General features: G+C 38.0%; 22 protein-coding genes and 1 pseudogene. 7 read left to right on the forward strand and 16 right to left on the reverse strand.

Features of this window, described 5'->3' with window-relative positions; translation table 11 throughout:
• Positions 1 to 29 precede the first annotated feature (29 nt).
• The gene (locus JF73_RS07540) at positions 30 to 251 is read right to left on the reverse strand and encodes a DUF1659 domain-containing protein (protein WP_038524282.1); all 222 of its coding nucleotides are present in this window, start codon (positions 249 to 251) and stop codon (positions 30 to 32) included.
• A gap of 208 nt (positions 252 to 459) precedes the next feature.
• On the opposite strand from JF73_RS07540, the gene JF73_RS07545 reads away from it, so the two are divergent.
• The 5 genes from JF73_RS07545 (at position 460) to JF73_RS07565 (ending at position 5211) form a co-directional block, all read left to right on the forward strand.
• Positions 460 to 1323 (forward strand): hypothetical protein, encoded by an 864-nt coding sequence (locus tag JF73_RS07545; RefSeq protein ID WP_046327667.1) that lies wholly within the window; start codon positions 460 to 462, stop codon positions 1321 to 1323.
• A gap of 238 nt (positions 1324 to 1561) precedes the next feature.
• Complete coding sequence (locus tag JF73_RS07550) at positions 1562 to 2005, forward strand: hypothetical protein (RefSeq protein ID WP_046327668.1); 444 nt, start codon at positions 1562 to 1564, stop codon at positions 2003 to 2005.
• 120 nt (positions 2006 to 2125) lie between these two features.
• Positions 2126 to 4156 carry a KUP/HAK/KT family potassium transporter gene (locus tag JF73_RS07555; protein ID WP_046327669.1) on the forward strand — a complete coding sequence of 677 codons (2031 nt, stop codon included), beginning with the start codon at positions 2126 to 2128 and terminating at the stop codon, positions 4154 to 4156.
• A 229-nt stretch (positions 4157 to 4385) separates the two neighbouring features.
• Positions 4386 to 5018 carry a DUF3990 domain-containing protein gene (locus JF73_RS07560; RefSeq protein WP_179853388.1) on the forward strand — a complete coding sequence of 211 codons (633 nt, stop codon included), beginning with the start codon at positions 4386 to 4388 and terminating at the stop codon, positions 5016 to 5018.
• Positions 5011 to 5211, forward strand: coding sequence for a hypothetical protein (locus JF73_RS07565; protein ID WP_038524296.1), 201 nt, complete (start codon positions 5011 to 5013; stop codon positions 5209 to 5211). The genes JF73_RS07560 and JF73_RS07565 overlap by 8 nt, the downstream gene beginning before the upstream one ends.
• A gap of 82 nt (positions 5212 to 5293) precedes the next feature.
• On the opposite strand, the gene JF73_RS07570 is transcribed toward JF73_RS07565, so the two are convergent.
• From JF73_RS07570 to JF73_RS07580, 3 genes are all read right to left on the reverse strand, one after another.
• Complete coding sequence (locus JF73_RS07570) at positions 5294 to 7243, reverse strand: M13 family metallopeptidase (protein WP_046327671.1); 1950 nt, start codon at positions 7241 to 7243, stop codon at positions 5294 to 5296.
• Between the two features lie 93 nt (positions 7244 to 7336).
• Complete coding sequence (locus tag JF73_RS07575) at positions 7337 to 8557, reverse strand: MDR family MFS transporter (RefSeq protein WP_046327672.1); 1221 nt, start codon at positions 8555 to 8557, stop codon at positions 7337 to 7339.
• Positions 8558 to 8801: 244 nt separating this feature from the next.
• Positions 8802 to 10271 (reverse strand): FAD-dependent oxidoreductase, encoded by a 1470-nt coding sequence (locus tag JF73_RS07580; RefSeq protein WP_046327673.1) that lies wholly within the window; start codon positions 10269 to 10271, stop codon positions 8802 to 8804.
• Between the two features lie 115 nt (positions 10272 to 10386).
• On the opposite strand from JF73_RS07580, the gene JF73_RS07585 reads away from it, so the two are divergent.
• Positions 10387 to 11223, forward strand: coding sequence for a LysR family transcriptional regulator (locus tag JF73_RS07585; RefSeq protein WP_046327674.1), 837 nt, complete (start codon positions 10387 to 10389; stop codon positions 11221 to 11223).
• A gap of 50 nt (positions 11224 to 11273) precedes the next feature.
• Here the strand turns inward: JF73_RS07585 and JF73_RS07590 are convergent, their stop codons facing one another.
• The 4 genes from JF73_RS07590 to JF73_RS07605 all read right to left on the reverse strand — a co-directional run bounded on the left by JF73_RS07590 (position 11274) and on the right by JF73_RS07605 (position 16552).
• A complete protein-coding gene (locus tag JF73_RS07590) occupies positions 11274 to 12539 on the reverse strand; it encodes a carboxylate--amine ligase (RefSeq protein ID WP_046327675.1) in 1266 nt (421 codons plus the stop codon).
• 19 nt (positions 12540 to 12558) lie between these two features.
• Complete coding sequence (gene asnB, locus JF73_RS07595) at positions 12559 to 14508, reverse strand: asparagine synthase (glutamine-hydrolyzing) (RefSeq protein ID WP_046327676.1); 1950 nt, start codon at positions 14506 to 14508, stop codon at positions 12559 to 12561.
• Between the two features lie 107 nt (positions 14509 to 14615).
• Positions 14616 to 16013, reverse strand: a complete 1398-nt coding sequence (locus JF73_RS07600) for a metallophosphoesterase (RefSeq protein WP_046327857.1) — start codon at positions 16011 to 16013, stop codon at positions 14616 to 14618.
• 53 nt (positions 16014 to 16066) lie between these two features.
• A complete protein-coding gene (locus tag JF73_RS07605; RefSeq protein WP_038524317.1) occupies positions 16067 to 16552 on the reverse strand; it encodes a hypothetical protein in 486 nt (161 codons plus the stop codon).
• 204 nt (positions 16553 to 16756) lie between these two features.
• Between JF73_RS07605 and JF73_RS07610 the strand changes: the two genes are divergently transcribed.
• On the forward strand, positions 16757 to 17323 hold the full coding sequence (locus JF73_RS07610; RefSeq protein ID WP_046327677.1) for a DNA-3-methyladenine glycosylase I: 567 nt from the start codon (positions 16757 to 16759) through the stop codon (positions 17321 to 17323).
• 55 nt (positions 17324 to 17378) lie between these two features.
• Here the strand turns inward: JF73_RS07610 and JF73_RS07615 are convergent.
• From JF73_RS07615 to JF73_RS07650, 8 genes and pseudogenes are all read right to left on the reverse strand, one after another.
• Positions 17379 to 18056 (reverse strand): annotated as a pseudogene (locus JF73_RS07615) (fructose-6-phosphate aldolase).
• A gap of 36 nt (positions 18057 to 18092) precedes the next feature.
• On the reverse strand, positions 18093 to 18707 hold the full coding sequence (locus tag JF73_RS07620) for a KpsF/GutQ family sugar-phosphate isomerase (RefSeq protein ID WP_046327678.1): 615 nt from the start codon (positions 18705 to 18707) through the stop codon (positions 18093 to 18095).
• A 2-nt stretch (positions 18708 to 18709) separates the two neighbouring features.
• Entirely contained in the window at positions 18710 to 18997 is a 288-nt protein-coding gene (locus JF73_RS07625; protein WP_038524326.1) for a PTS sugar transporter subunit IIB, read from the reverse strand.
• Between the two features lie 23 nt (positions 18998 to 19020).
• A complete protein-coding gene (locus JF73_RS07630) occupies positions 19021 to 20352 on the reverse strand; it encodes a PTS galactitol transporter subunit IIC (RefSeq protein WP_046327679.1) in 1332 nt (443 codons plus the stop codon).
• A 33-nt stretch (positions 20353 to 20385) separates the two neighbouring features.
• The gene (locus tag JF73_RS07635) at positions 20386 to 20904 is read right to left on the reverse strand and encodes a YjbQ family protein (RefSeq protein WP_046327680.1); all 519 of its coding nucleotides are present in this window, start codon (positions 20902 to 20904) and stop codon (positions 20386 to 20388) included.
• Position 20905: 1 nt separating this feature from the next.
• Positions 20906 to 21592, reverse strand: coding sequence for a triose-phosphate isomerase (locus tag JF73_RS07640; RefSeq protein WP_046327681.1), 687 nt, complete (start codon positions 21590 to 21592; stop codon positions 20906 to 20908).
• A 15-nt stretch (positions 21593 to 21607) separates the two neighbouring features.
• Positions 21608 to 22435, reverse strand: a complete 828-nt coding sequence (locus JF73_RS07645; RefSeq protein ID WP_046327682.1) for a class II fructose-bisphosphate aldolase — start codon at positions 22433 to 22435, stop codon at positions 21608 to 21610.
• Between the two features lie 18 nt (positions 22436 to 22453).
• Positions 22454 to 22912 carry a PTS sugar transporter subunit IIA gene (locus JF73_RS07650; RefSeq protein ID WP_257011513.1) on the reverse strand — a complete coding sequence of 153 codons (459 nt, stop codon included), beginning with the start codon at positions 22910 to 22912 and terminating at the stop codon, positions 22454 to 22456.
• Between the last annotated feature and the right edge of the window lie 11 nt (positions 22913 to 22923).

Here is a 22923-nt window from a genome sequence, read left to right on the forward strand (position 1 = left end):
CCCATCTTGAATATTACTTAGCCAATTTTTTATTCTTCATCATCTAAGGGAATGCCCTGCTTTTGCACCAGAGTGGCTGCAGCCAGTTCATCGCGTTGCAGTTTGGCTAGTGCCGACCCGACTTCTGCCAATCCACCAGCTGCTGCACCCTTTTTAACGTTCTTCAAAACTCGCGTCTTAATTCCTTCACTACCATATTTAGAATTTAAAAATGTATATTGGACTGATTGTTCTAGTAATTGAAAATTCATCTTAATTTACCTTTCATTGCTGCTTTTTTTGTAATCAACTCGCGCGCTAGCTGCCTTACACTATTACTAACGAATTAAAATGGTAAAATGTAACATTTTTTATGGAGAAAATTTTCTACCCTTATGTGAAAAGCACCATTAAGTAGTCAAATCTACTTAAACAATCTATAATTAAACTAAGTATTAGTAAGGAGGATAATTTCCTATTATGAAAAAAACGACAATTGGTACGATTGTGGCAGTAGTAATTATCGCTATCGCTGGTGGCGTTTTTTACGCAACCCAGAAATCAAATAGTGATAAAGTTAATGCTTCCTATAATAGTGCAATGACCACCGGTAAAAACGCTGTTGCAGACAAGGACTACTCAGAAGCAAGCTCTGCTTTTGCTAAAGCTTTCAAGATCAAAAATACTGACCAAGCCAAAGCCTACAAAAATCAATCTGACAATATGCTTTCTGCAATTAGTGCAACTAAAAAGGGTAAATATGATAACGCATTAAGCAAAACAAGCAGCGTAATCAACAAAGCTAATGGTTATGCAGTCTTAGTTAAACAAGGTAAAAAACTAAAAACTACTATTGAAGATGTCCAAGACAATTATGAACATGAAATTCAACCTATCTTTTTAGCAGCATCTGAAGCAGAAGTTGCTAAGCAATATCTTAAAGCGGCTGACCAATACCAAAGAGTACTGGACTTACCTTATATTGACGGCAAATATTACACTCAATACAAGCAGAAAGCCGCAAAAGGACTTGCAGCCAATCAGAAGGCAGCTAAACAAAATAATAATGGTACTTCCAGCCAAGGCTACAATTCTATTTCCGGCAGTGGTCAAGACACCGGTAACGCCGGCAAGACTGGCGCAGGTGCAATGGGTAACCACAAAGTACACGGCAAGACAGTTACCAACAAGCAGATTGCGCAATTGCGTAAACGCGTAGGCAAATTCGGCTATGATTCAATGTCATGGAGTCCGCAAGACTTAATCGACCTCTATAGAAAATCTGGGCGCACTAAGCCAAGCAAAATCACTAGAAAAGACGTTGAGAATTATCTTAAGCCATAGTTAGTCCTTTTCTTAAAAAGTGATGATTAAAAAGCGCCGTAAATTGATGTTATGGTGCTTTTTTCTTCCCCGAGCGCAATTTTTACAAATAGACTAAATGCTCTAATTTGCTAATTTTTGACAAAAACTACTATTATGTAGATAGTAAATTGGTTCAATAGTTGCTTTTATAGGTTAAACTCTGTAAAATGACTATTGACTTTCACGTTTCCTATTTTTATTAAAGGAGTGTCTTGCTTTGACTGAAAAAGAAAATAATAGCACAGATAAAGATAACGAAAAAGAACAAGAAAAAGACAAAAAAGAAGAAATCAAGGTTGTGATGCCCGACGCTGAATGGACTACTATGCCACAGGCAGAATTTGCTGAGCAACCTGAACACTTAACAGTCTTTGCTGATTTTTATATTGCCAAGTTTAATCAACGCGATTTAGAAATCATGAACTTGTACGATGATAACTCCAACATGGTTGATATTAACCACTATCTTCTGGACAACATTCACTTTAGCCGCAAGGAATTAGTTAAGCATGTATTGCAATATCATGCACAAAACTTCCAAAGTATAATTGATCAAATTGCAGACAAAGATAATGTTGATGCCACCAAGATGACATCATATGATGATTGGGACAATTGGTACGAAGATCGTCGCAATAATATTCCTACTTCTTTATCATAATTTACTTGTGTAATAGCAAAAAAAAGAACAAAATAGATACTTAAAAGAGAATGCCAAGATGACATTCTTTTTTACTTAAAGCAAACTTTAAAATATTGTCTATGGGAGTACATAATTACTATGGATAAAAATAAGAAGCGGATTTCAGCTGCCGGTTTATTAATTACCATCGGAATTGTATATGGTGATATCGGAACTAGTCCGCTCTATGTAATGAAGTCAATCGTTACGGGAAATGGTGGTATTGCCAACGTTAATCGGGAATTGATTTTAGGTTCAATTTCTTTAATTTTTTGGACGGTAACATTATTAACCACCGTGAAGTACGTCCTGATTGCTCTTAGAGCCACTAACCGTGGTGAAGGCGGAATATTTGCGTTATACGCATTAGTACGTAAAAGGGCCAAGTGGCTGGTCATGCCGGCTCTAATCGGAGGAGCGGCACTCCTAGCTGACGGTACATTGACGCCAGCGGTCACGGTCACCACTTCGATTGAGGGACTTAAGAATATGCACTTTGGTTCCAGCGTTCCTGTACCTAACCAAAATGCTGTCATTATCATCACGATTGCAATTTTGCTGGTGCTGTTTTCAATTCAAATGCTTGGCACCAGCAGTATTGGTAAAGCTTTCGGCCCGATCATGTTTGTCTGGTTTACATTTTTGGGAATAATCGGCGTCTACAATATGACGAATGACTGGTCGATCTTAGAAGCACTTAATCCTGTATGGGCAATTAAAGTTCTGTTTAGTCCCTCCAACAAGGCAGGTATTTTTATTCTAGGTTCTATCTTCCTTGCCACTACTGGTGCGGAAGCCCTCTATTCCGATGTCGGTCATGTCGGTAAAGGCAATATTCGGGGATCATGGCCCTATGTTTTTCTCTGCTTAACCTTAAATTATCTGGGTCAAGGTGTCTGGATACTGCAAAATCCTAATTATCAGTCTCATGGCGGTGAACTTAACCCGTTCTTTGAAGCTGTGCCCGATGATTTGCGTTTATTTGCGATTATCTTAGCTACCATTGCCGCAATCATTGCTTCTCAAGCATTGATTACAGGGTCGTTTACACTGGTTTCAGAAGCCAGTGGTTTAAAGTTTTTACCGCGAATGAATATTAATTACCCAACGACCAAGCATGGTCAAATTTATATTCCATCGGTAAACAAGATGATCTGTATAGCTACTATTGCCATAGTAATTTTTTTCCGGACATCAGAACACATGGAAGCAGCCTACGGTCTGTCAATTACGGTCACCATGTTGATGACTACCCTGCTTTTATTTGAATACTTGGGTTCAAAACATCATCCGCTAATATTGCGTCTGTGTTTCCTACTTGCTTTTGGCTTTATTGAAGGCATGTTCTTGATTTCCAGCCTGACCAAATTTATGCACGGAGGCTACGTCACTGTCTTAATTGCTGGTTTCATTGGTGTCATTATGTTCATCTGGTACTTCGGTAATAAGGTGCGCGATAAGCACGAAGGTGCGCATACTTATGTACGGTTAGACGAATATACTGATATGCTGACGGATTTAAGCCACGATGATGATTACCCCACTTACGCTACCAATTTGGTTTACATGGCCAAAGTTAAATACAATAAATTTATTAAGCGTGAGATTATGTATTCTATTTTGGATAAAAGACCTAAACGGGCAAAGGCTTATTGGTTTGTAACTGTTAACATCACTAATGAACCGTTCACTGCCAGATATGCTGTTAATACTTATGGCACTAAAAACGTCATTAACGTGCAGCTCTATCTCGGGTTTAAAAAGCAAACCAGCGTTAACGTTTACTTGCGTCAAATAGTTCACGACTTGATCAAAGACGGCACAATTGAAGCACAACCTCAAGATTACACCACTACCCCAGGACGTAAAGTAGGTGACTTCTCGTTTGTAATCGTCAATGAAGCTGTCAGTCCCCTTACAAGATTGAAAGGCTTTGAAAAAGTGATGTTGAAAGCAAGAGTCTGGTTACAGAACCTTTCATCTAATCCAGCATCTTGGTTTGGTTTGGAATACACCGACACTGTTGTCGAACAGGTACCTCTTATCTTAGGCAAACCAAGACATAACTTACACATCAAGAGAGTTGCGCCGCGCGACTATTCTAATCTAAAGAATAAAGAATTTGATTAATATAAAATTGCACCTGTAGAACAAATTTACAGGTGCGATTTTTATTTCTAAGTAATTAATTATTTTCTCTAGTATTAAGACGGCTTTATTTTTAAAAAAGCAAGAATTAAACACATAAATTATGACAAAATAAAAAAGAGTTTTTAGCTTATTAATCATACTTATTATTAGAATAGCACGGTAAGTTAATAAAGTTTTATTTCAATTCAAAGAAGCAGATTTAAATCGTTTGACAATAAATTTAAACCATAGCTTTAGAAGATACAATAGCGCTGGAGGTATAATGCTATCTTGTAAATCAAAATCAAACAATTTCTATAAGAATAATAAATATTGGTATCATGGTACTACGTTAAATGCTGCAAAATCAATTTTAAAAAATGGAATAGACCCTCTATTTGCAAAAAAGCATCTTCCCTCTAATACGTATGATTTTGGACCAGCTTTTTATTTAACTTCAAATAAAAGTCAGGCTATTAAATGGGCTGTTAGAAAGTCATCTTTAGGTCTATATAACTTAGATCCTGCTATAGTAATTATTAATATGAAAAATATACTGACAGGACTTGGAAAAGAATTTCCGGAAATGGACGAAAATTGGGCACGATTTGTATTAAATAATCGTTTGGGCTATAAACAACTTGATAGCTTAGAATATGTTTATGGTTGCATAGCCGATGGTAGTTTGACAAGCGCTGTAACTAAATATAAAGAAAATAAAGACTTTGCCTCTTTTAAAAAGAGCGTCTATAATAAACATTATGAAACAAGTTATGATCAATTAGCTTTAATTAGTGAAAGCTTATGCAAACAGATAACAGTTGATCGAATTAAGATAGTGAGGTGTAAGTACAATGGATAGAGATATTTTCCTTAAGCAAATGATCGCCTTTGCTGTGAATAAAGGTATAAGTGAAGACCAAGCCCAGCGAATTATGAATAAATATATTGACAAGCTTGATACAAGCGACTCCATTGTGCAACACATTGGGCCTGAATATTATGCTTATCAAATATTAATTAACGAAAAGTTGGTAGATTTTGTAGCTCTTTAGTTTTTAAGTAATAGAGTTTAAAATTAAGCTAACAAAAAAGAAACATTGTCGAGCAATGTTTCTTTTTTGTTTTTAAAACTAATTACCAGATGTGTACACGTTTTTCAGGGTCTAGCCACATACCATCTTCCTGCTTAACGTCAAAAGTCTTGTAGAAGTCATCTTGACATTGACTTTGAACGTTAGCACGCAGAGGACCGGGTGCGTGAACATCAACTGCAGTCTGGCTCTTAATTGCCTCAGTCAATTGCTTATTAGCCCAAATCCGCGCGAAGTTTTCAAATAATTTCTTTAAATCATCATTTTCATTCTTAGCGGCTTCAACTGCAGCAGTCAAACCACCTTGATCTGCGATGTTTTCAGAAACGATCTGCTTACCGTTAAGCTTAACTGGACCGTATTCAATACCATCAAACAAGTCAATTTCAGCTTGCGTCCGCTTCTTAAATTCAGCGTAGTCTTCGTCAGTCCACCAATTCTCCATGTTACCTAATTCATCGAATTGAGCACCATTGTTATCAAAGGCGTGGGAAACTTCATGGGCGATAACAGAACCGATACCACCGAAGTTGGCTGCTCTGTCTTGCTTCAAATCGTAGAATGGTTTTTGCAAAATAGCTGCAGGGAATGTCAGATCATTTCTTTGTGGATCATAGCAGGCATTTACCAAGTTACCTGGCATTGCCCAAACAGTCCGGTCAACTTCCTTGTGGAGTTGCTCAAGGTTGTACTTTTGCTGCTCAATAGTAAATGCACGTTCATTTGAATAAAGGCTGCCACCCTCACTAGCTGGAACCACCTTCAAACGATTATAAATTTCTTCAATTTTACTTGGATAACCGATCTTCAAAACCAGTGCGTCTAGTTTAATGATTGCACGTTTCTTAGTTTGTTCGGAAAGCCAATCATTATTTTGCAGACGCTCCTTATATACCTCAAGCATACGGTGAATCATATCTTCAACGTCTTTTTTGGCATCTTCACCAAAATAGGTTTGTCCGTAATAGACACCAACTACTTCACTAAATGCTTCATTTGCAATGTGATAAGCCTGCTTTTCACCACTAGACAACTTAGGCTGGCCATATAAAGCTTGGCTAAATGGAAACGCTGCTTCTCGGAAGTCTTGTGACAAGGAGTCAGCAGCCGCGTTAATAAAGATAACAATCATCCAGCCCTTGATTTCATCAAAGTTTTCTTCATTGATAATTTCGTTAATGTGATCCAAGTAGCGTGGTTCTTCAACAATAATTCGTTCCGGTTCTTCACCAATTGCTTCTTTCAAGTAGTAAGCAATCTTGAATTGATCAAACTTAGCTTCAAAGTCCTCAATCTTCATTGGATTGTAAGTAGCAGGATAATCTGCCCACTCTTCTGTAGACTTAACGATCTTAGATAGCTTAGCATCAAACTTAATAGCATCTTCTGCATATTTTTCTGCTTTAGCCTGATCAATACCAGCCATGGTTAAAAGCTTAACTGACTGCTTTTGCAAAGTATCTAACAATTGAGGTGCATCAGTAGTTTGATAAGTTGTAGTGTCAGGTAAAAATGTGCCAGGACCCGAGAAGCATAAAACATTAACTTTGGTATTCTTCATGTCAGGTGAAACGCCAAAGCTAAATGGGAGTAAGGCAAAAGTTGCTAAGTCAGGCGCATTCAAATTAAAATCTGAAAAGTCCTTTAATCCGGCAAGCATTTCCAAATCAGCTTGAATTGGTTCAGCACCGTCTTTATTTCTCTTATCAAAGTCTTTGGCAATTTGATACAACTTAACGGCTTCCGCCAAATTAGGTACATTCGGAATTTCTTTTTTACCAGAAGCAAAATCTGCAAAGTCTTGCATCAAGTTTTTTTCAACTTCAACGTCAATACCGTCAAAAGAAGCCATCCGTGAACGGTCTTCAGGAATTTTGGTTTTTTCAATCCACTCAGAGTTAATTGCTAAATACAAGTTATCTTGCGGACGCGCCCCAACATTGGGTTCGATAATATTACCACTACCGCCGCGAACTGCGAAGTTTTTATTCATTAAAAGAGTCCTCCCTTTTCATTTAAATTAAAAATAGACTAAATTAATATTATCATTTTAATCATGCTGTTAATATTAAAAAGTCTTTACAAATTACTTGTAAAGAGTAATGTGCTTACGCAATTTAGCATGGAGTGGCAGTAAAAGCACAATCATCATAAAAATACCGCAAGCAGCAATTATGAAAAAGGGAATATAACCTGCTCGGTCAATCACTAACCCACCAAACAGTGGTCCAAAAGCTTGTCCTATTCCCCGCGCAACATTAATTTCGCCCTGATATTTACCCTTACTGCTAAGAGGTGACAGGTCGTTAATATAAGCTGGAACAGCTGGAAAAGCAGTCGCTTCACCCAAAGTCAAAACTACCATTGAGAGTGCGAAATGCGCAAAATCTTTGGCAAAAATCAACGTCGCAAATGAGATAGCAAACATAAGCGTCCCAAAAATTATCTGGTGGAAAAGATTTTTAAAAAGATGCGGAAAGCGTGCCAAAATTACTTGCACAGTAACGATAATCGCACCATTTAGCGTCCATAACAAGCTGTATAAATGAAATGGTATTCCAAGCGAAACCATATAAACGGATAAATTAGACTCCCAGTTCATGTACATGAGCCAAGTCACGGCAAGTGAAATCAAAAATCCGATCATGAGCATAAAGTTATACTTAGGCATTGATTCACTTTTATGTTTCTCACCCTTTTCAGCAACATTCTTTTGCCGCTTTTTGTGATAAGTACTAATCGGGCGATAGTGAATTGCGGCGTTAATGCAGGCAATCGCAAATAATGACGCTGCCAAAAGGAATAGAAATTCGATTGAAAAATCATATAGGTACCCTACTAACAGCGTACCAGTAACCGTTCCTACATTCTGGGCAAAGTAGACCAAATTAAACACATAACGACCCGAATAATTATGCAGGCTAGTCGCGATTGAGTTGATTAAAGTCCCATTCCAGCCGCTAATACAACCTGTAAGAATAAGCCAAAACCAGTATTCCGGCCAACCATGGAAAAACGCCATACAGAATAAGACCAGTGCATCAAGCCCCAGTCCAGTAACGATTAGCGGGTACGGATTAACTCGGTCGTATAGCCGACCTGCTATTAGGGAACCCAAAACGTTACTGGCGCAATTGCAAAATAAAACAACCCCTATTACAGAAAGGCTGATGTGTAATTGTTTGTTTAAATAAACGGAAGTTAAGGGCCAAACAAAACTCGACCCAATCCACGTTGCTAACTCCCCCAGTAAAAGCCAGCGCAACTTAATTTCTGTTTCCTCATTAGAATCATGTTTAAGTTTCATTTATTCAGTCCTTTCTATTTTTAGATTCCATTTACCAGTTTAGCAAGAAGTATTAAAAATGAACACCCTTTTAAATACAAAAAAGACGAGAGATTTTCATTAGTATTCATAACCATGTTTGGTAAAAAGTGGGACTATAGCATCCCTGCCAAGCGCAAATAAAAAGACTGCTAAACCCGCTAAACATAACGGCTTATCAGTCTTCTTTATTCATATCTATTAAAGCTGACTTAAATAGTTTTTATTATTCCCTTACAAACTCACTTGCCTTTTCACCGGCAATCCGACCTGAATTCCACGCAAACGCATTGCTCAAGCCTTCAATTGTTGGATAAGACGAATCAAACATTCCGGAGGCATTGTTACCAACCGCATAAACTCCAGGAATAACCTTGCGGCTAGCATTCAGCGCTTCAAAGTTCTCATTCACGAGTCCGCCACCAACAGTACCCAGTGTAGTCGAATTTGCCCGTACAGCATAGAACGGTGCTTTGACCACCGGAATTGACATAAACGAACTATCTTTATAAAAATCAGTGTCATCATGCTTTGCGACTAATTCGTTGTAGTGGGCAACATTTTGCTGCAGCACTTTAGCATCAACATTCATCTTATCAGCTAATTCTAAAATAGTATCAGCCTTATAAGCCGCCTTTTCCTGCACAGCTTCTTGCAAGTCACTTTCAATCTCGGCAAATGGTCCTACCTTATGTGTCATAGGCTGACCGTCTAATAATCTAAAAGTTCTTTCAAAAGAGCTGGTCCAATTAAGACTGGCAGTTTTCAAATAATCAACTAGAGCTTGGTCTAACAAGAAATAATAGTAGCCACCATTGGCATAAACCGTGTCGCCCCAAAGAGCAAAATCGTATACTAAATCTTCATTGGTAAACCTCTTGCCTTCTTTATCTATCCATAAAAAAGGCAAGCACGTTAACGTAAATATTGTGTCATTATGCCATTTAGGATTAGAGGCTGAAAAAACCGTAGCGGCATGATTTTCAAATATTCTCTTATAATTATTAATTCCACCAACTTCTTGCAGCATTCTTAAGCCGTCGCCAGTGGCCTTTCTTTCGCCCATTGAGTATAAATCATCCGGATCAATTGCCAGACTTCGGGCAATTTCCTGTCTATTACCAACAAAACCACCATCAGCCAAAATAACTGCCTTAGTTGCTAAAATGCTGGTTTGATTATTTTGGACAACTTCAACTCCAGTGACCCGACCATTTTCCCGAATTATTTTATTAACGGTTGTTTCAGTCAGTAAGACGCCACCAGCTTTTTTAAAGTTGTTCATTACTCTGTCAAAACCATTAAATTTATCTATAAACTGGTGATAAGTCCGAGGGTGATTTTGGTGTACTTCTTGGGTATTGGTTACAAGCTCTGTATCTAAACCATTTTCTTTGAGCCAGTCAATTGTAGAAGCCGATTTAGTGACAATAGCTTTAGTCATTCTGGCATTGGAAGAATGGTGGGTATAATTTATTATTTCTTCATAAGCGTCTTTGACAGTATAGTTGACGTTTGCTGCCTTTTGCTTTGTGCTTTCAGCCGCAAACAGCCCTTGGGCACCGAACTTACCGGCACCGCCAAACTTAGCGCCCTTTTCCAAAAGCGCAACTTTAGCGCCGTTCTGTGCAGCAGCTAAGCCGGCGCCAATTCCCGAAGCACCAGCACCAATAACGACAATATCAAATTTAGTCATAACGATTCACTCCTTTTTATATCTAACTAAATTATATTATTTCCATTAAAAAGCGCTTTCTTGATTGTGCACATGCAGAGTTAAGGTTAGACTTAACACTAGATGAGGTATAAAAATGTATGACCATGAAATTGACACTTTTTTCACAGTAGCAGAAGCCGGCAGCTTTTCCGCTGCCTCCAGGACATTATATATATCGCCATCAGCCGTAGTGCAACAGATTAATTTATTAGAAAATAAAATGGACTGTGAATTATTTAAGCGTGATTCACACGGTGTTACTTTAACCGAAGCTGGCAAATTATTTTTAAAGCAATGCCGTAAAATTAAGCGGGTATACATAGAAACCGAAGAAATAATGAAAAAATACCAGCGCACGCTAGTAGTAGGAACTGGCTACCTAAGCACGACCAACTTACTTGATAAGTTTTGGCTGGATTTTTTACGCGCAAATAATGTCCAACTAAAATTTCAAGAGATTAAAGACTATGAAAAAATCCCGCAAAACATTGACCTTATAGAAAGCCTGTATTCACAAGAACCGATTCCTAAACAAGGCTTTTTATTCAAAAAGGTAACCACTAGCCCATTGCTAATAGCTATTCCGCCACAAAACAAGCTGGCGCAAAAAGAAAAATTGACAATTTCCGACTTGGATAAGCAAAAAATACTCATTATTAATAGCTCTGTTTTAAAACAATCGGGACAGATCAGGCATTTTATTAAAAGTAATTGTCAAAAGACCCACTTGATTAGCTATTCTGTCTTTAACAAGGCACTCGTCAACGAAGCTATCATCAAAAACTACCTTATTCTAGTCCATGAAACTTTAGCCAGTTCTTGTTCTCCACTTATAAGTAAAAAAGTCAATTGGCATTTTAACGCAGACGTTGGGTTCTTTTACCGGAGCGATGCTAATATGATTACCAAAAAGCTAATTGCAAAAATCTAACTAACAAAAAAGATGATTACAGCCATCTGCTGCAATCATCCTTTTTTCTTTTAATTAGTTTTAAAAAATTGACCCTTATTTTCTTGATAATACTTTTGATAGCGTCCCTTATAGTTATGGAACATGTATTTCAAAAGCAGCCAGCGTTTAAAATTACGGTCCTGATCATAAAAGACCGTCGTACCGTAACGACCCTCGTGGATCAGTTCTTCTGCCATGTGCTTAGCTTCATTGTCAACCGCATATTCCTTAAATACCTTGACAGGTAACCCCAACCATAACACGTGCTTTGATTTTAATTTATTGCCATAAACTGCTTCTTTATCGTGCAGGCTATCATAAACATAGTCATCTACATACCACTTGGCCAAGTTATAGCCGTTAAGGGTGACATAAAAGCTCGAACGCCCTTGGCGCAGGTTAATTTCAAAGAATTTATACTTTCCATCCCGCGTATCATATTTAATATCAAAGTTAGCCATACCGGTATAATTGATTTTTTCCAAAAATGACTCCACTTGTTCGTAAAGCTTTTCATCATATTCGGGTAAAATCGCCATATAATTGCCGATTGACTGAGGTGTTGGGTCTTCTAGCAAAGGGTGTCCCATACACATCATCTTGATATGATGATCCTTGTCAACATAAGCATTTAGCACCCGCATGTATGAATCATCACCGGGAATAAAGTCCTGCAGAATTAGGTCTTCTTGATAACCATTCTCATAAATTTTTCCAACAATATCGCGCAATTCAGTTTCATTATGAATGGTAAAAGCCTTTTTGCGACCTTCAAAATGTACGTCAAGCCAAGAAACTGGATCTTCCGGCTTAAGCTCTAACGGGTAACCAAAGGGTAATTCCAAATAGTTTTCCGCCTGATAGTCAGCCAGCGTCACAATCTTAGTTTTAGGGTAAGGCAGACCATATTTTTCGGCAATTTGGTAAAAACTTTCTTTAGAAATTAACTTTTGTAACAGGTCATACTCAATATAAGGAACAATAAAAACTTTTTCCAGTTCACTTTTATGTTTGGCTAAAAGCTCTGAATAACCGTCACCACAAGAAATTAAGATTACTGGTTCCTGATGATCCTGATATATTTTCATTTGCTCGCGCATAACCTCTATAAAGGTCGGATCTTCGCTAAAGCCTTGATGTAATTCAACACTGACGATTTTGGAGTAACGAGTCGCTGCCAGTTGACTATCAGCCAGCGCTTTTACCTTAATGCCATAAGCCTCGTTAAACGATCGGGCCATGCCATACACGTTAATGTCACTACCAAGTAAAATTGGGGTAAACTCTTGTTTCATTGATAAATTATGCTCCTCATTAAACCAACTTGCCCTGCTCAATTAAGCTGGCAACTTCCGGTTGAACATGCTGGTATTTGGCAACTGTTTTTTCATAATCAACAAAGAACAATTTGTACCATACCAAAAATGTATAGATAGTCCATATTTGTCGACGATGCGAACCGTCACCCTTGTAGTTTTCATCTAGTAAGCGCAAGATTTTGTCCTGCTCGAAAATATCCTGCACAAAGTCTTCACTGAAAAGTTCACGTACTTGCTTATAAAAGCGTGGTTCCTGCAACCATTCTTTGATTGGGGTCGGGAAACCTAATTTTGGTCGTTTAGCCCATTCATCAGGAAGGACTTTTTCCGAAGCTTTGCGTAAAGCATACTTAGTATCATACTTATTAACCAGATAATCGGTTGGAATTGAATTAGCTCTTTCTGCAACCTTTTTATCTAAGTAAGGCACACGCAGTTCGAGCGAGTGTGCCATTGATATTTTGTCCGCTTTTTGCTCAATGTCATTAAGCATAAAGTGATGCAGGTCAATATATTGCATTTGCCTGACATTATCAAGATCTTTTACTTTTTTAAAGTCGCTTTGATAAATACCATTAACAGTTAATTTATTGCGATACGATGGTTTTAAAATTTTATTGGCGTCTTCTGAAGAAAAGATTGTGGGATAGTCCATATCATAAATAACCGATTGACCAACGTAAAACTCACTTGGTTCAGCCAAATTGGTATACAAATGAACTTTCCCCGGGAAGTTCGGCATCTTTTTAATTTTATGTGCTAACTTAACCCTGGTCTTCTTCGGCAGCTTTTTGCATTGTGAAGTGAACACTTTAATAATGCTGTTATGCGTGTGCATCCCGTAATTAACATAACCGGCAAATAGTTCATCCGCACCTTCACCAGATAGGGCCACAGTAACATGCTTACGAGCCATTTTACACAAATACCATAATGGAATTATTGACGGATTGGCATCCGGTTCATCCATGTGGTATTGCATTTCTGGAAAATCGTGCATTGCTTCATCAGCTTTTACCTTATCAGAAAAGAAATGCCAGCCCTTGATGTCAGCTAAAGCTTTTGCCTTAGATGCTTCATCATAAGTGGCATCGTCAAAAGAAATTGAAAAGACATCATCTGGGTTTAAAATGCTGGTGATATAACTTGAATCTACGCCTTCTGACAAGAATGCGCCAACGGGAACATCGGCAATATGATGCAATTTAACTGATTCATGCAAATCTTCGTCAATTTTGTTTACTGTTTCTTCAAAGCTTAAAGTATTAGCCTTGTATTCTGCATCCCAGTATTGGTGGATTTTCATTGCACCATCTTTATATTCAAACCAGTGACCAGCAGGAAAGCGGTAAATACCTTTGAAGAATGTTTCGTGCAAATCATTGTACTGGTTCATCAAATATGGTTTGACTGCTTCAATGTTTAAGCGGCGCTTAAAGCCGGGTAACGCCAAAAAGCTTTTAATTTCTGACCCAATAGTTAGATGACCGTTCTCATCACTGTAGTAGAGCGGCTTAATGCCAAAGAAATCACGGGCACCATACAATGTCTGAGTATTATCATCCCAGATCGCAAAAGCAAACATGCCACGGACTCTCTTAAGCAGGCCATCCATGCCCCATTCTTCGTAGCCGTGTAAAAGGACTTCTGTATCGGACTTAGTGGTAAATGTGTGCCCAGCAGCAATTAATTCTTTTCTTAATGGCTCAAAGTTATATATTTCACCATTAAAAATAATTGCCCGCGTTTGATCTTCGTTATAAATCGGCTGACTGCCGCCACGTAAATCAATTATTGACAATCTTCTAAAACCCAGAGCGACCTTATCATTGGTGTAAAAACCATCTGAATCAGGACCACGGTGCTTAATTGTTGCCATCATTTTACCAATGGCAGCTTGCTTATCATTTATTTCCGGATTATAAAATGCAACAATCCCGCACATTACTTATCTTCCCTTAATTTATTTTTTTGTATAGTTTTGCTTCTATTTTAACTTTTCCATTATATGCTAAAAACCGGGCAATTTCCAAATTGCCCGTCGCGATTTTACTAAATATAAAAGATTCTGCGTTTGCTGGCTGCACCATAACCAAAGGCCTGAATATAGTGCCTTTGTAAATCAATATTGACAATGTAACCCGCAAATTCAGTTTGATGGTCTATTTGCCGCTTCCAATTTTTGTTATATTTGGTAGTCAAAGCATGATTTAGACCCATCAATGCTGAACAATTAAACAAAATATATTGAATACCATTAATACGATATTGATCCTCCCTGTGTCTATGACCGCAAAAGTAGGCGATAATGCGGGCATTTTTCACATTAGTAAAATCAAAGTCATTAGCTAAGCGAAATTCAGGAGGTATGCCGCGGCTGGAATGCATCTGGCCCTTTTCACCCTGATTAAATGCGACGAGTAATTCGTGCAAAGAACGACCATTATATTTTAAGGCGTTTGATCCCTTGCGATTAATCGGATTAGCATGGCTCATAAAGACGATATGCTTATTCGAAGATTGCTCTAAAATCTCAATAATTTCTTCGATTTGATCTTCTCTTACTGCCAATGTGAGCTTTACGTCATATTTTTTTCTGCCTTGAGCGTCCAAGTAGTAAGGTATGTCTGAAGTGTTAACGGAAATAAACCGCAAATCATCAACATCATAATAACAGACCCCATGCTGGCGGGTAATATAATGAATACCATTTTGTTTATATAAAGCAGGCCACATAATTCCCTCAAATTCATTTTCGGGGAAAGACGCCCTTAAATCATGATGTTCATCAAACTTATCGTTTTCATCATGATTGCCTTTAATCAGCATATAAGGTACTTTGTCAGAAATAAATGAATCACGTAATTTAGTTAATTCACTTTCACCTAAAAAGCCAGCATCTGAGCCATCAATCCAGTCACCCAAATGGATCTTTAGACTAAGAAGACCAGAATCATCAAGATAAGAAAATTCATTAACATGAGTCAGGCCGTTCCAACCATAAAAGTCCATACTGTTACGGTCTTTATAATGGGTATCGGTAATGACGCTCACATTAACCGAATTTTTACCAGTACGAATATGACCTTTGACCCTTGCCACGAACCGCTCTAAATACTCCTCTACAACGTAGCGGCGCCCATTTTTACGGCTCACAAATGCGCGATAGCGCTGCAGTTCGGGACTAAAACGACGGACATATTCAGGTTCTAACTTATCAGTGCTTTCCAAACTAAGGGCTTGGTGTAAAATTTTATTTTCATCTTGATAGACGGTCAGAGTATAAGGTTGTTCATTGGGCGTACCTTGTTCTCCGTCAACATGGTATTCTCCCACCGTTAAATACTCCTGCATCGGATCCAGCTGTTCGTCTTTTCTCTTGAACACAGCATGTAATTTAGCTCCGTTAATTTTATCTGCTAGTCCTTTAGCATACTTAAAAACACCCATTTTTTTGCCCCAACCAGAAACAAAAAGAGCTGAGCACACTGCTCAGCCCTTAACTATAAACTCTTTTCTAAAGCGTGTGCTGCCAAACCAATTGCTAAAAGAGCATCTTTAGACAATACTCCTTGTAATGTTTTGGGTGCTACTTCTTGAACTGCCCCAATTACCTTAAAGCCGTAAGAAACAACGTGAAAATCAACCACTGCATTGTAAAACCCATCTTCATAAGGATTTTCATGATTATAAGTTAGATTAATTTCATTTTTATCAACGAAACCATCAACATGGTTGGTTAAAATCCGATCATGTAAATCGGTCAATTGTTCTGACAATTTGATTAAAGTTAATTTATGATCACTTTCAGTATCATAATACTGTTCTTGCGTCATTTTGAAGTATTCTTTAATCGGCTTATGTAAAACGTGCAAACTGTCAATTACACGATAAACTGCCTCAGCATCAAAATCCGTTTCTTTATTTAAAATACTCTCTTGATTTGCGGCCAAGTCATCGGCCAAAGTTACTATCTCTAACTTCTCCATGGTTTCCTCCTAAAGTTCATTATATATTATAACAAAAAAACTACTATTGCACTTCTTGAAGGAAAAGTTTCTCTAACTTTTCCAAATACTGATACTGTCAAAGTCAATTATTTTATTAATTCTAAGTAATATATTTTTAAAAAAGAAAAAAATATTTTTTACGTATTTATCTTTAAGCGCTACGATAAAGCAAAGGAGAAAAAGATGAACAATATTACTCGCTGTCCGTGGAGTGATCATGACGACCCCTTAATTAAAGAGTATCACGATCATGAGTGGGGCAAACTTAATTTAGATGAACATTATTTGTATGAGATGCTGCTGCTAGAATCATTTCAGTCAGGCCTAAGTTGGTCGACCATTTTGCATAAGCGGGCCCATTTTCGGACAGCTTTTAAAAACTTTGTGCCAGAAGAAGTTGCGCAAATGTCGGCAAGCGATATTGAACAATTAATGCAGGATAAAGGGATTATCCGCAACAAGCGCAAAATCACGGCGGCAATTACCAATGCTCGCGCTCTGTTAATTATTGACGCACAGTATGGCAGTTTTGCCCATTATCTACAACAATTTATTAAGACGCCAATTATGCACCATCCACAAACAAGTTCAGAGGTGCCAACTACAAATAAAGTAGCACAAAAACTAGCTGGGCAAATGAAAAAAGACGGCTTTACGTTTGTGGGTCCAGTGATTATTTATTCTTTTTTAGAAGGAGTTGGCTTAATCAATGATCACTTAGAAAATTGTCCGTTTAAATATCACGGATAAAAAAAGATTGAATTAAATCAATCTTTTATCTTACTATTTAATTTGCCTGCAAATTTTATAATGTCGAAATAGTTGTTTTGCCAAATATTGATTCCCAGTCAGAAGTAAAGTCTGAGATGGCATCTGTAATAAGGTGTGACTCCAGCCCTTCAGCAATAAAGCTGGGAGCTACAGTAACAGCTTGCGCGCCGTTTGCAATTGCGCTGGTTATTTGACTGACGGTGTGAAAACTAGCAGCTAGAATTTTAGTATTTCTCTGTTCGTGATTAATTACTTAGTTAAGGTCGCTGATAACTTTATTTGCATCAATATTATTATTTTCCATTCTATTATAATAAGGTGCTAAATAATCGGCGCCAGCAGCTATTGCAAGAAAGCCTTGAAGTTCAGTATAAATTGAGGTTGCAGTAATTCGCACATTTTCTTTTTTTAAAATTTTGATTGCTGCCAAACCAGCTTGGTTAACCGGAATTTTGATATAAACATCTTTTTCTAACTTAGCTAAAACTGCATGGGCGTCAGCCACTATCCCTTCAGTAGTAGTGGCTACCACCTGAACGTGCAATGAACGTTTATTCCCAATCAGTTGTTTTATTTGTGCTAAACGGTCAAAGAAATCGGCTTTGCCTTCTTTTTTAATTATTGAAGGATTGGTAGTAACCCCAGATAAAGGAATAATTTCTTGGTATTTTTTGATGTCATCAATATTTGCTGTATCTAATAAAAATTCCATTATAGTTTTCTCCCCATAAATTAAAGTAAATTATATCTATTTACCTACATTATACTTTAATTTTTGTCCTACTTCTCCACCGGGGTGAATTTTTAAGAACTCTTTTTGAGAATAGTGCTTGCTCCGCGCTATCATGACTGAAATAGCGTCAAATACGGAAATAACGGCTAAAGTACTGGAAGTAGCCATCATATGAAAATCATCTGCTTCCTGATCGACAATGACCTGTAGAATGCACTCTGAGTTCTGGGCTAAAAAGGAATCAGCTTTTTCAGTTACACCAATAATTTTAGCTTGACGACTCTTACTAATCTCAAGCACTTTATTAATTTCTTCTGTTTGACCACCTTTAGATATTAAGATAACCACATCATTTTGACTGACTACTCCGCCGCCACCATGTGGTGTATCAGCTGGCGAAAGGTAGAGTGCAGGCTGCTCAATTACGTTTAAAGTATGGGCAATTTTTTTAGCAGCCATTCCAGAAGTGCCACAACCAGAAATAATCACTTTTCCCTGACAATTTTTTATCAAATTAAATACTTGTAAAACCTGATTATAGTCAATATTAGCAGCAACATATTTGAGAGTATTTCCTTCTTTAGTAATAATGTCTTCGAAATCTGCACTTTTAATCTGTTTTTCTGCCATAATTATTGTTCCTTAACCCTTTTTGCAATTTCCTGATATACTTGTTCAGCATTGACGCCGGTCAGAAGTGGCACGGCTGAGATTACCTTATCTTTGATACCTGCTGGAACTACTGTAGTCGATAAAATAATATCGTAATCATCTAAACTGCTCATCTTTTCGCTAATGCTGGCATGTGAAATGCTGACATTGTTTCCCAGACCCTGTTTGTTCAAATATTCTTTAATGCGGTTGGCAACAACAGTTGATGTGGCTATTCCAGTGCCGCACATTACTAAAATCTTTTTCATTAGTTTAATTCTCCAATTTGTATTTAGCTTTCCTTAACAGCTTTTCTCTTATTAAGGAAATATAGTCCTATTAATGAAACAATTAAAATTGCGCCAGTTATGATCCACGGCAGATATTTTGCTCCCCAAACAAAGAGGAAGGTGGACCACAAACCACCTTCTATTAGTGAAGTGATACTGGTTGCGTGCCCAATATTAAAGCTGGCAGCTTCCGCCATCTTGGTAACTAATGGTGCCATCCATGAAGTGACGTATAAAATACTGGTCATATAAATCACGCCACCTACAACGGAGCGAACAATGTTGCCGCCAAATACTGGTACCATAAGACAAACGGCAAATGGGATAGTGGAAAAGTCGCCGAAAGGAATAGTTTTATTTCCTGGAAGAATCACAGCCAGTAAAAGAGTTAACGGAATCATCAAAAGTGAAACAGCTAGAACAGCTTGATCGCCTACGGCTAAAGCTGAGTCCATACCGATATAAAGTTCACGTCCCGGAAAGCGTTTCTTGATAAAGTCATTTGCGGCATCAGAAACAGGTGTCAAACCTTCCATTAAAACCGAAACCATCTTTGGTAACAACACCATAATGGCTGCTGTTTGCACTCCCAAATTTAAAACTTTACCCACATCATAACCAGCAAGAATGCCAACTACTAAGCCGATAATTAAACCCATAACGGACGTTTCACCTAAAATGCCAAATTTTTTCTGGATAGTTTCTGGATTAGCCTTTAATTTGTTAAAGCCGGGAATGCGGTCAAATACCCAGTTTAATGGTAGTGCCACCAGATAACCCGGTGCAGAAGTTCCGTGCGGGAACGTGATATTTGGAAAGCCGTAGTATTTGTTCAAAACTGGCGCGCTTAAGTCGCCTAAGAAGTACAACATTACTTGGTACGCTACCATTGAAAAAACTGCTAACGGAAAACTGTTAGACATACCATAGACTAGTCCACCAACAAAAGCAGCGTGCCAAAAGTTCCAAATGTCAATATTCAATGTTTTGGTTAAGCCAAACAAAAGTAAAAAGATGTCGATTGCAATGCCAATAGGGATTGCTGAAATACCCAAGATCGTACCATAAGAAATAGCCGATGCAGCGGGCCAACCAATATCAAGTGTCACTAATGATAAGCCAAAGCGTTTAACCATTACCTGAGCTGCTTTGCCCAAAGTATCTCCCAGCAAACCGGTTACTAAATTTAAGCCAATAAAGCCGATACCTACAGTTAAACCCGCTACAAATGATTTTTTAAATCCTGCACCTAAAATCATTGCAAAAATAGCAATAATAATAGGCAATATAACTGGAGCACCCCAGTTAACTATAGTTTGTAATGCCTGTAACATTTTTCTTCTCCTTAAATTTCACTGCGGTCAATGTTATTCACCCAAAATGACTACGTTGCATTTACGTGATCTGGCGCGGTTTTGATCCCAGTCGACAAAATAAACATAGCCCACAGAACCAATCAGCAGCTCATTTTCTTTTAACGCAAATGTTTGGTTAGAACCAAAAAGTGAGCCTTTGATATGTGCATCCCCATTGAGAATCGTATTTTTTTCATTGGGATAATTTTTATCTTTTTGAGACAATTCTTCCAAAAAGCGCACATGCTCTGGACCGGGATAGCGGTAATTAGAGTTTTCACTCTTTTCTGGTGGAATTATTTTGTCCAAAATATTATTCAAATCTACCTGTAAAAATTCGTCGCCGTTAAAATCATGGTCATGCACATACTCTTCAAACAAAACTGAGCATGTCGTATGTGGAGTTTGAACTAAGCAAATGCCATTGTTGATAGCACTATTTTTGACAATTTGCTTTAACTGCTCGGTGATATTCTGATAAGTGACCCTAGCGGCTGTTTTGATTTTGATTTCATCTTGATAAACTTTCATTTTATTCACCCCTTTGAAATTGCTTCATTGGTTCCAGCATTTCACTTATTTTTTTCTCCCAATCAGCAGCACAAACAATTCCGCTGGTGCCACCTGTACCATCAGCACCCAGTTGCAAAACTTTTTGTACGTCAGCACCTGTACTTACACCTGCTGCTTCTAAAACCATGATGTTTGAATTAATTGCCTTAATTGCCTGAACCGTGCTGGTGATGTATTCGTCATCACTTGTTTGGTGAGTACCAATTAAGCTGGTGGGCTCACAGATCATCATATTCGGCTCAAGCTCAGCTATTGCTCGGCACTCCGCAACGCTATCAGCACAAACAATACTATATAAACCGAGTTCTTTAGCTCTTTTAATAGTGCGTGCTAAGACATTCACCGTCAGCGGATTTTCCGCATGATTTAAAACAACGGCTTTTACACCTGCTGCTTTAAGCCCTTCGGGAAGAACATGCCCCATTCCTCTGCCAGCAACTACGGGATCCATGTGTTGGGCCGTTAAAAGCAAGTGATTGGTAGCAGCTTTAATTGCGGGCAAATCTATAAGTGGTGCAGTAAAAAGGATGTCAATCTGATACTTTTGCGCTAAGTTATCAGCAATTTTGGCTAATTTAACCAATTCTTCACCGTATAAATAAACTTTAGGATTGACCATCAAAAACGGCTTTTGTACTAATTTCATTTCTGCTTTTTCCTCCTAAAAAGAATATTTGGCGGTGTCAAAGACATCATAATAGTGTTCTGCTAGTGAACACACAGCTTTTTCTTGTGCCGCAAGAAGATCGAATAATGACGGATAATCATTTTCTTTTGCGACGTTTAATGCCGCATTAGCCAAATCGGTGAAGATATTAATCTTAGTAATGCCGCTTGCCGCTGCCTTCTTCAGATTTGCGTCACCTGATGATGAGCCGCCATGACAAACAAGTGGCACTGCAACTGCGTCCCTTAATTCTTTTATTCTGGCAAAATTGAGTTTCGGCGTGCCTTGTTGATAAACACCGTGAGAAGTGCCGATAGAAACAGCTAAAGAATCAACGTTTGTCTCGCTCACAAATTTAGTGGCTGCTGCAACTTCCGTATAAATGGTATTGTCATCAGAAGCATTGGTACCAACGTGACCAATCTCAGCTTCTACTACCACACCTAAACTGTGACAATAATCAACTACATCTTTGGTAATCTGCACATTTTTACTAAATTCTTCATTTGAAGCATCAATCATCACCGAAGTAAAGCCATGTGCAGCGCCCCATTTGACCAGTTCGGGATCTGTACCGTGGTCTAAATGCAAGACGACGGGCACATGTGCTCTTTCTCCATAAAATTTACCTAAAGATAGTGCTTCATTAATATCTAAGCGTGATTCATGCTTTTCTGCCCAAGCCAAAATAATTGGCAATTTTTTATTCTCTGCAGCTGCCAATTCGGCCCTAATTGATAGTTCGTCCCAATAATTAAAGTGGGGAAAAGCGTAGCCGCCTTTTTTTGCTGAATTTAAAATTTCGTTTGCTGAAATTAACATTTTTTATTCCTCTATCTCTTAATTTACAATTGCCAAAAATTCAGCCCTCGTGGTTGAATTCTGAATTTCCTTCATCGTCACCGTGTCGGTAAACATGGTCATTAGGCTCTTGAGCATATTGAGCTGCTTATCAGGACTTTTTAGACACAAGATGAATATCATTGAAACATTCACATAACTGTCTATATCACCCATTTGCCTGAATTTGACCGGCTCCTTCAGTGAAATGAACCCAAGCTGCTCTTTTTCCACCTTATCAGGATCAGTATGCGGAATGGCCACGCCTAAACCTCCTTCAAGTGCCAGACCTGTAGGATATTTTTCTTCACGCTTTAAAATAGCAGGCAAAAATTCTGCATTGACAACATTTTTCCTTTGCAATTCATTTGCCAGAATAGTTAATGCTGCTTGTTTGTTCTTCATTTCTTGTTGCTGCAAAATTACTTGTTCACTAAACAATTTCTTATCTATATACAAATTAATTTCCT

It is taken from the genome of Lactobacillus helsingborgensis, assembly GCF_000970855.1.
GTDB classification, from domain to species: domain Bacteria; phylum Bacillota; class Bacilli; order Lactobacillales; family Lactobacillaceae; genus Lactobacillus; species Lactobacillus helsingborgensis.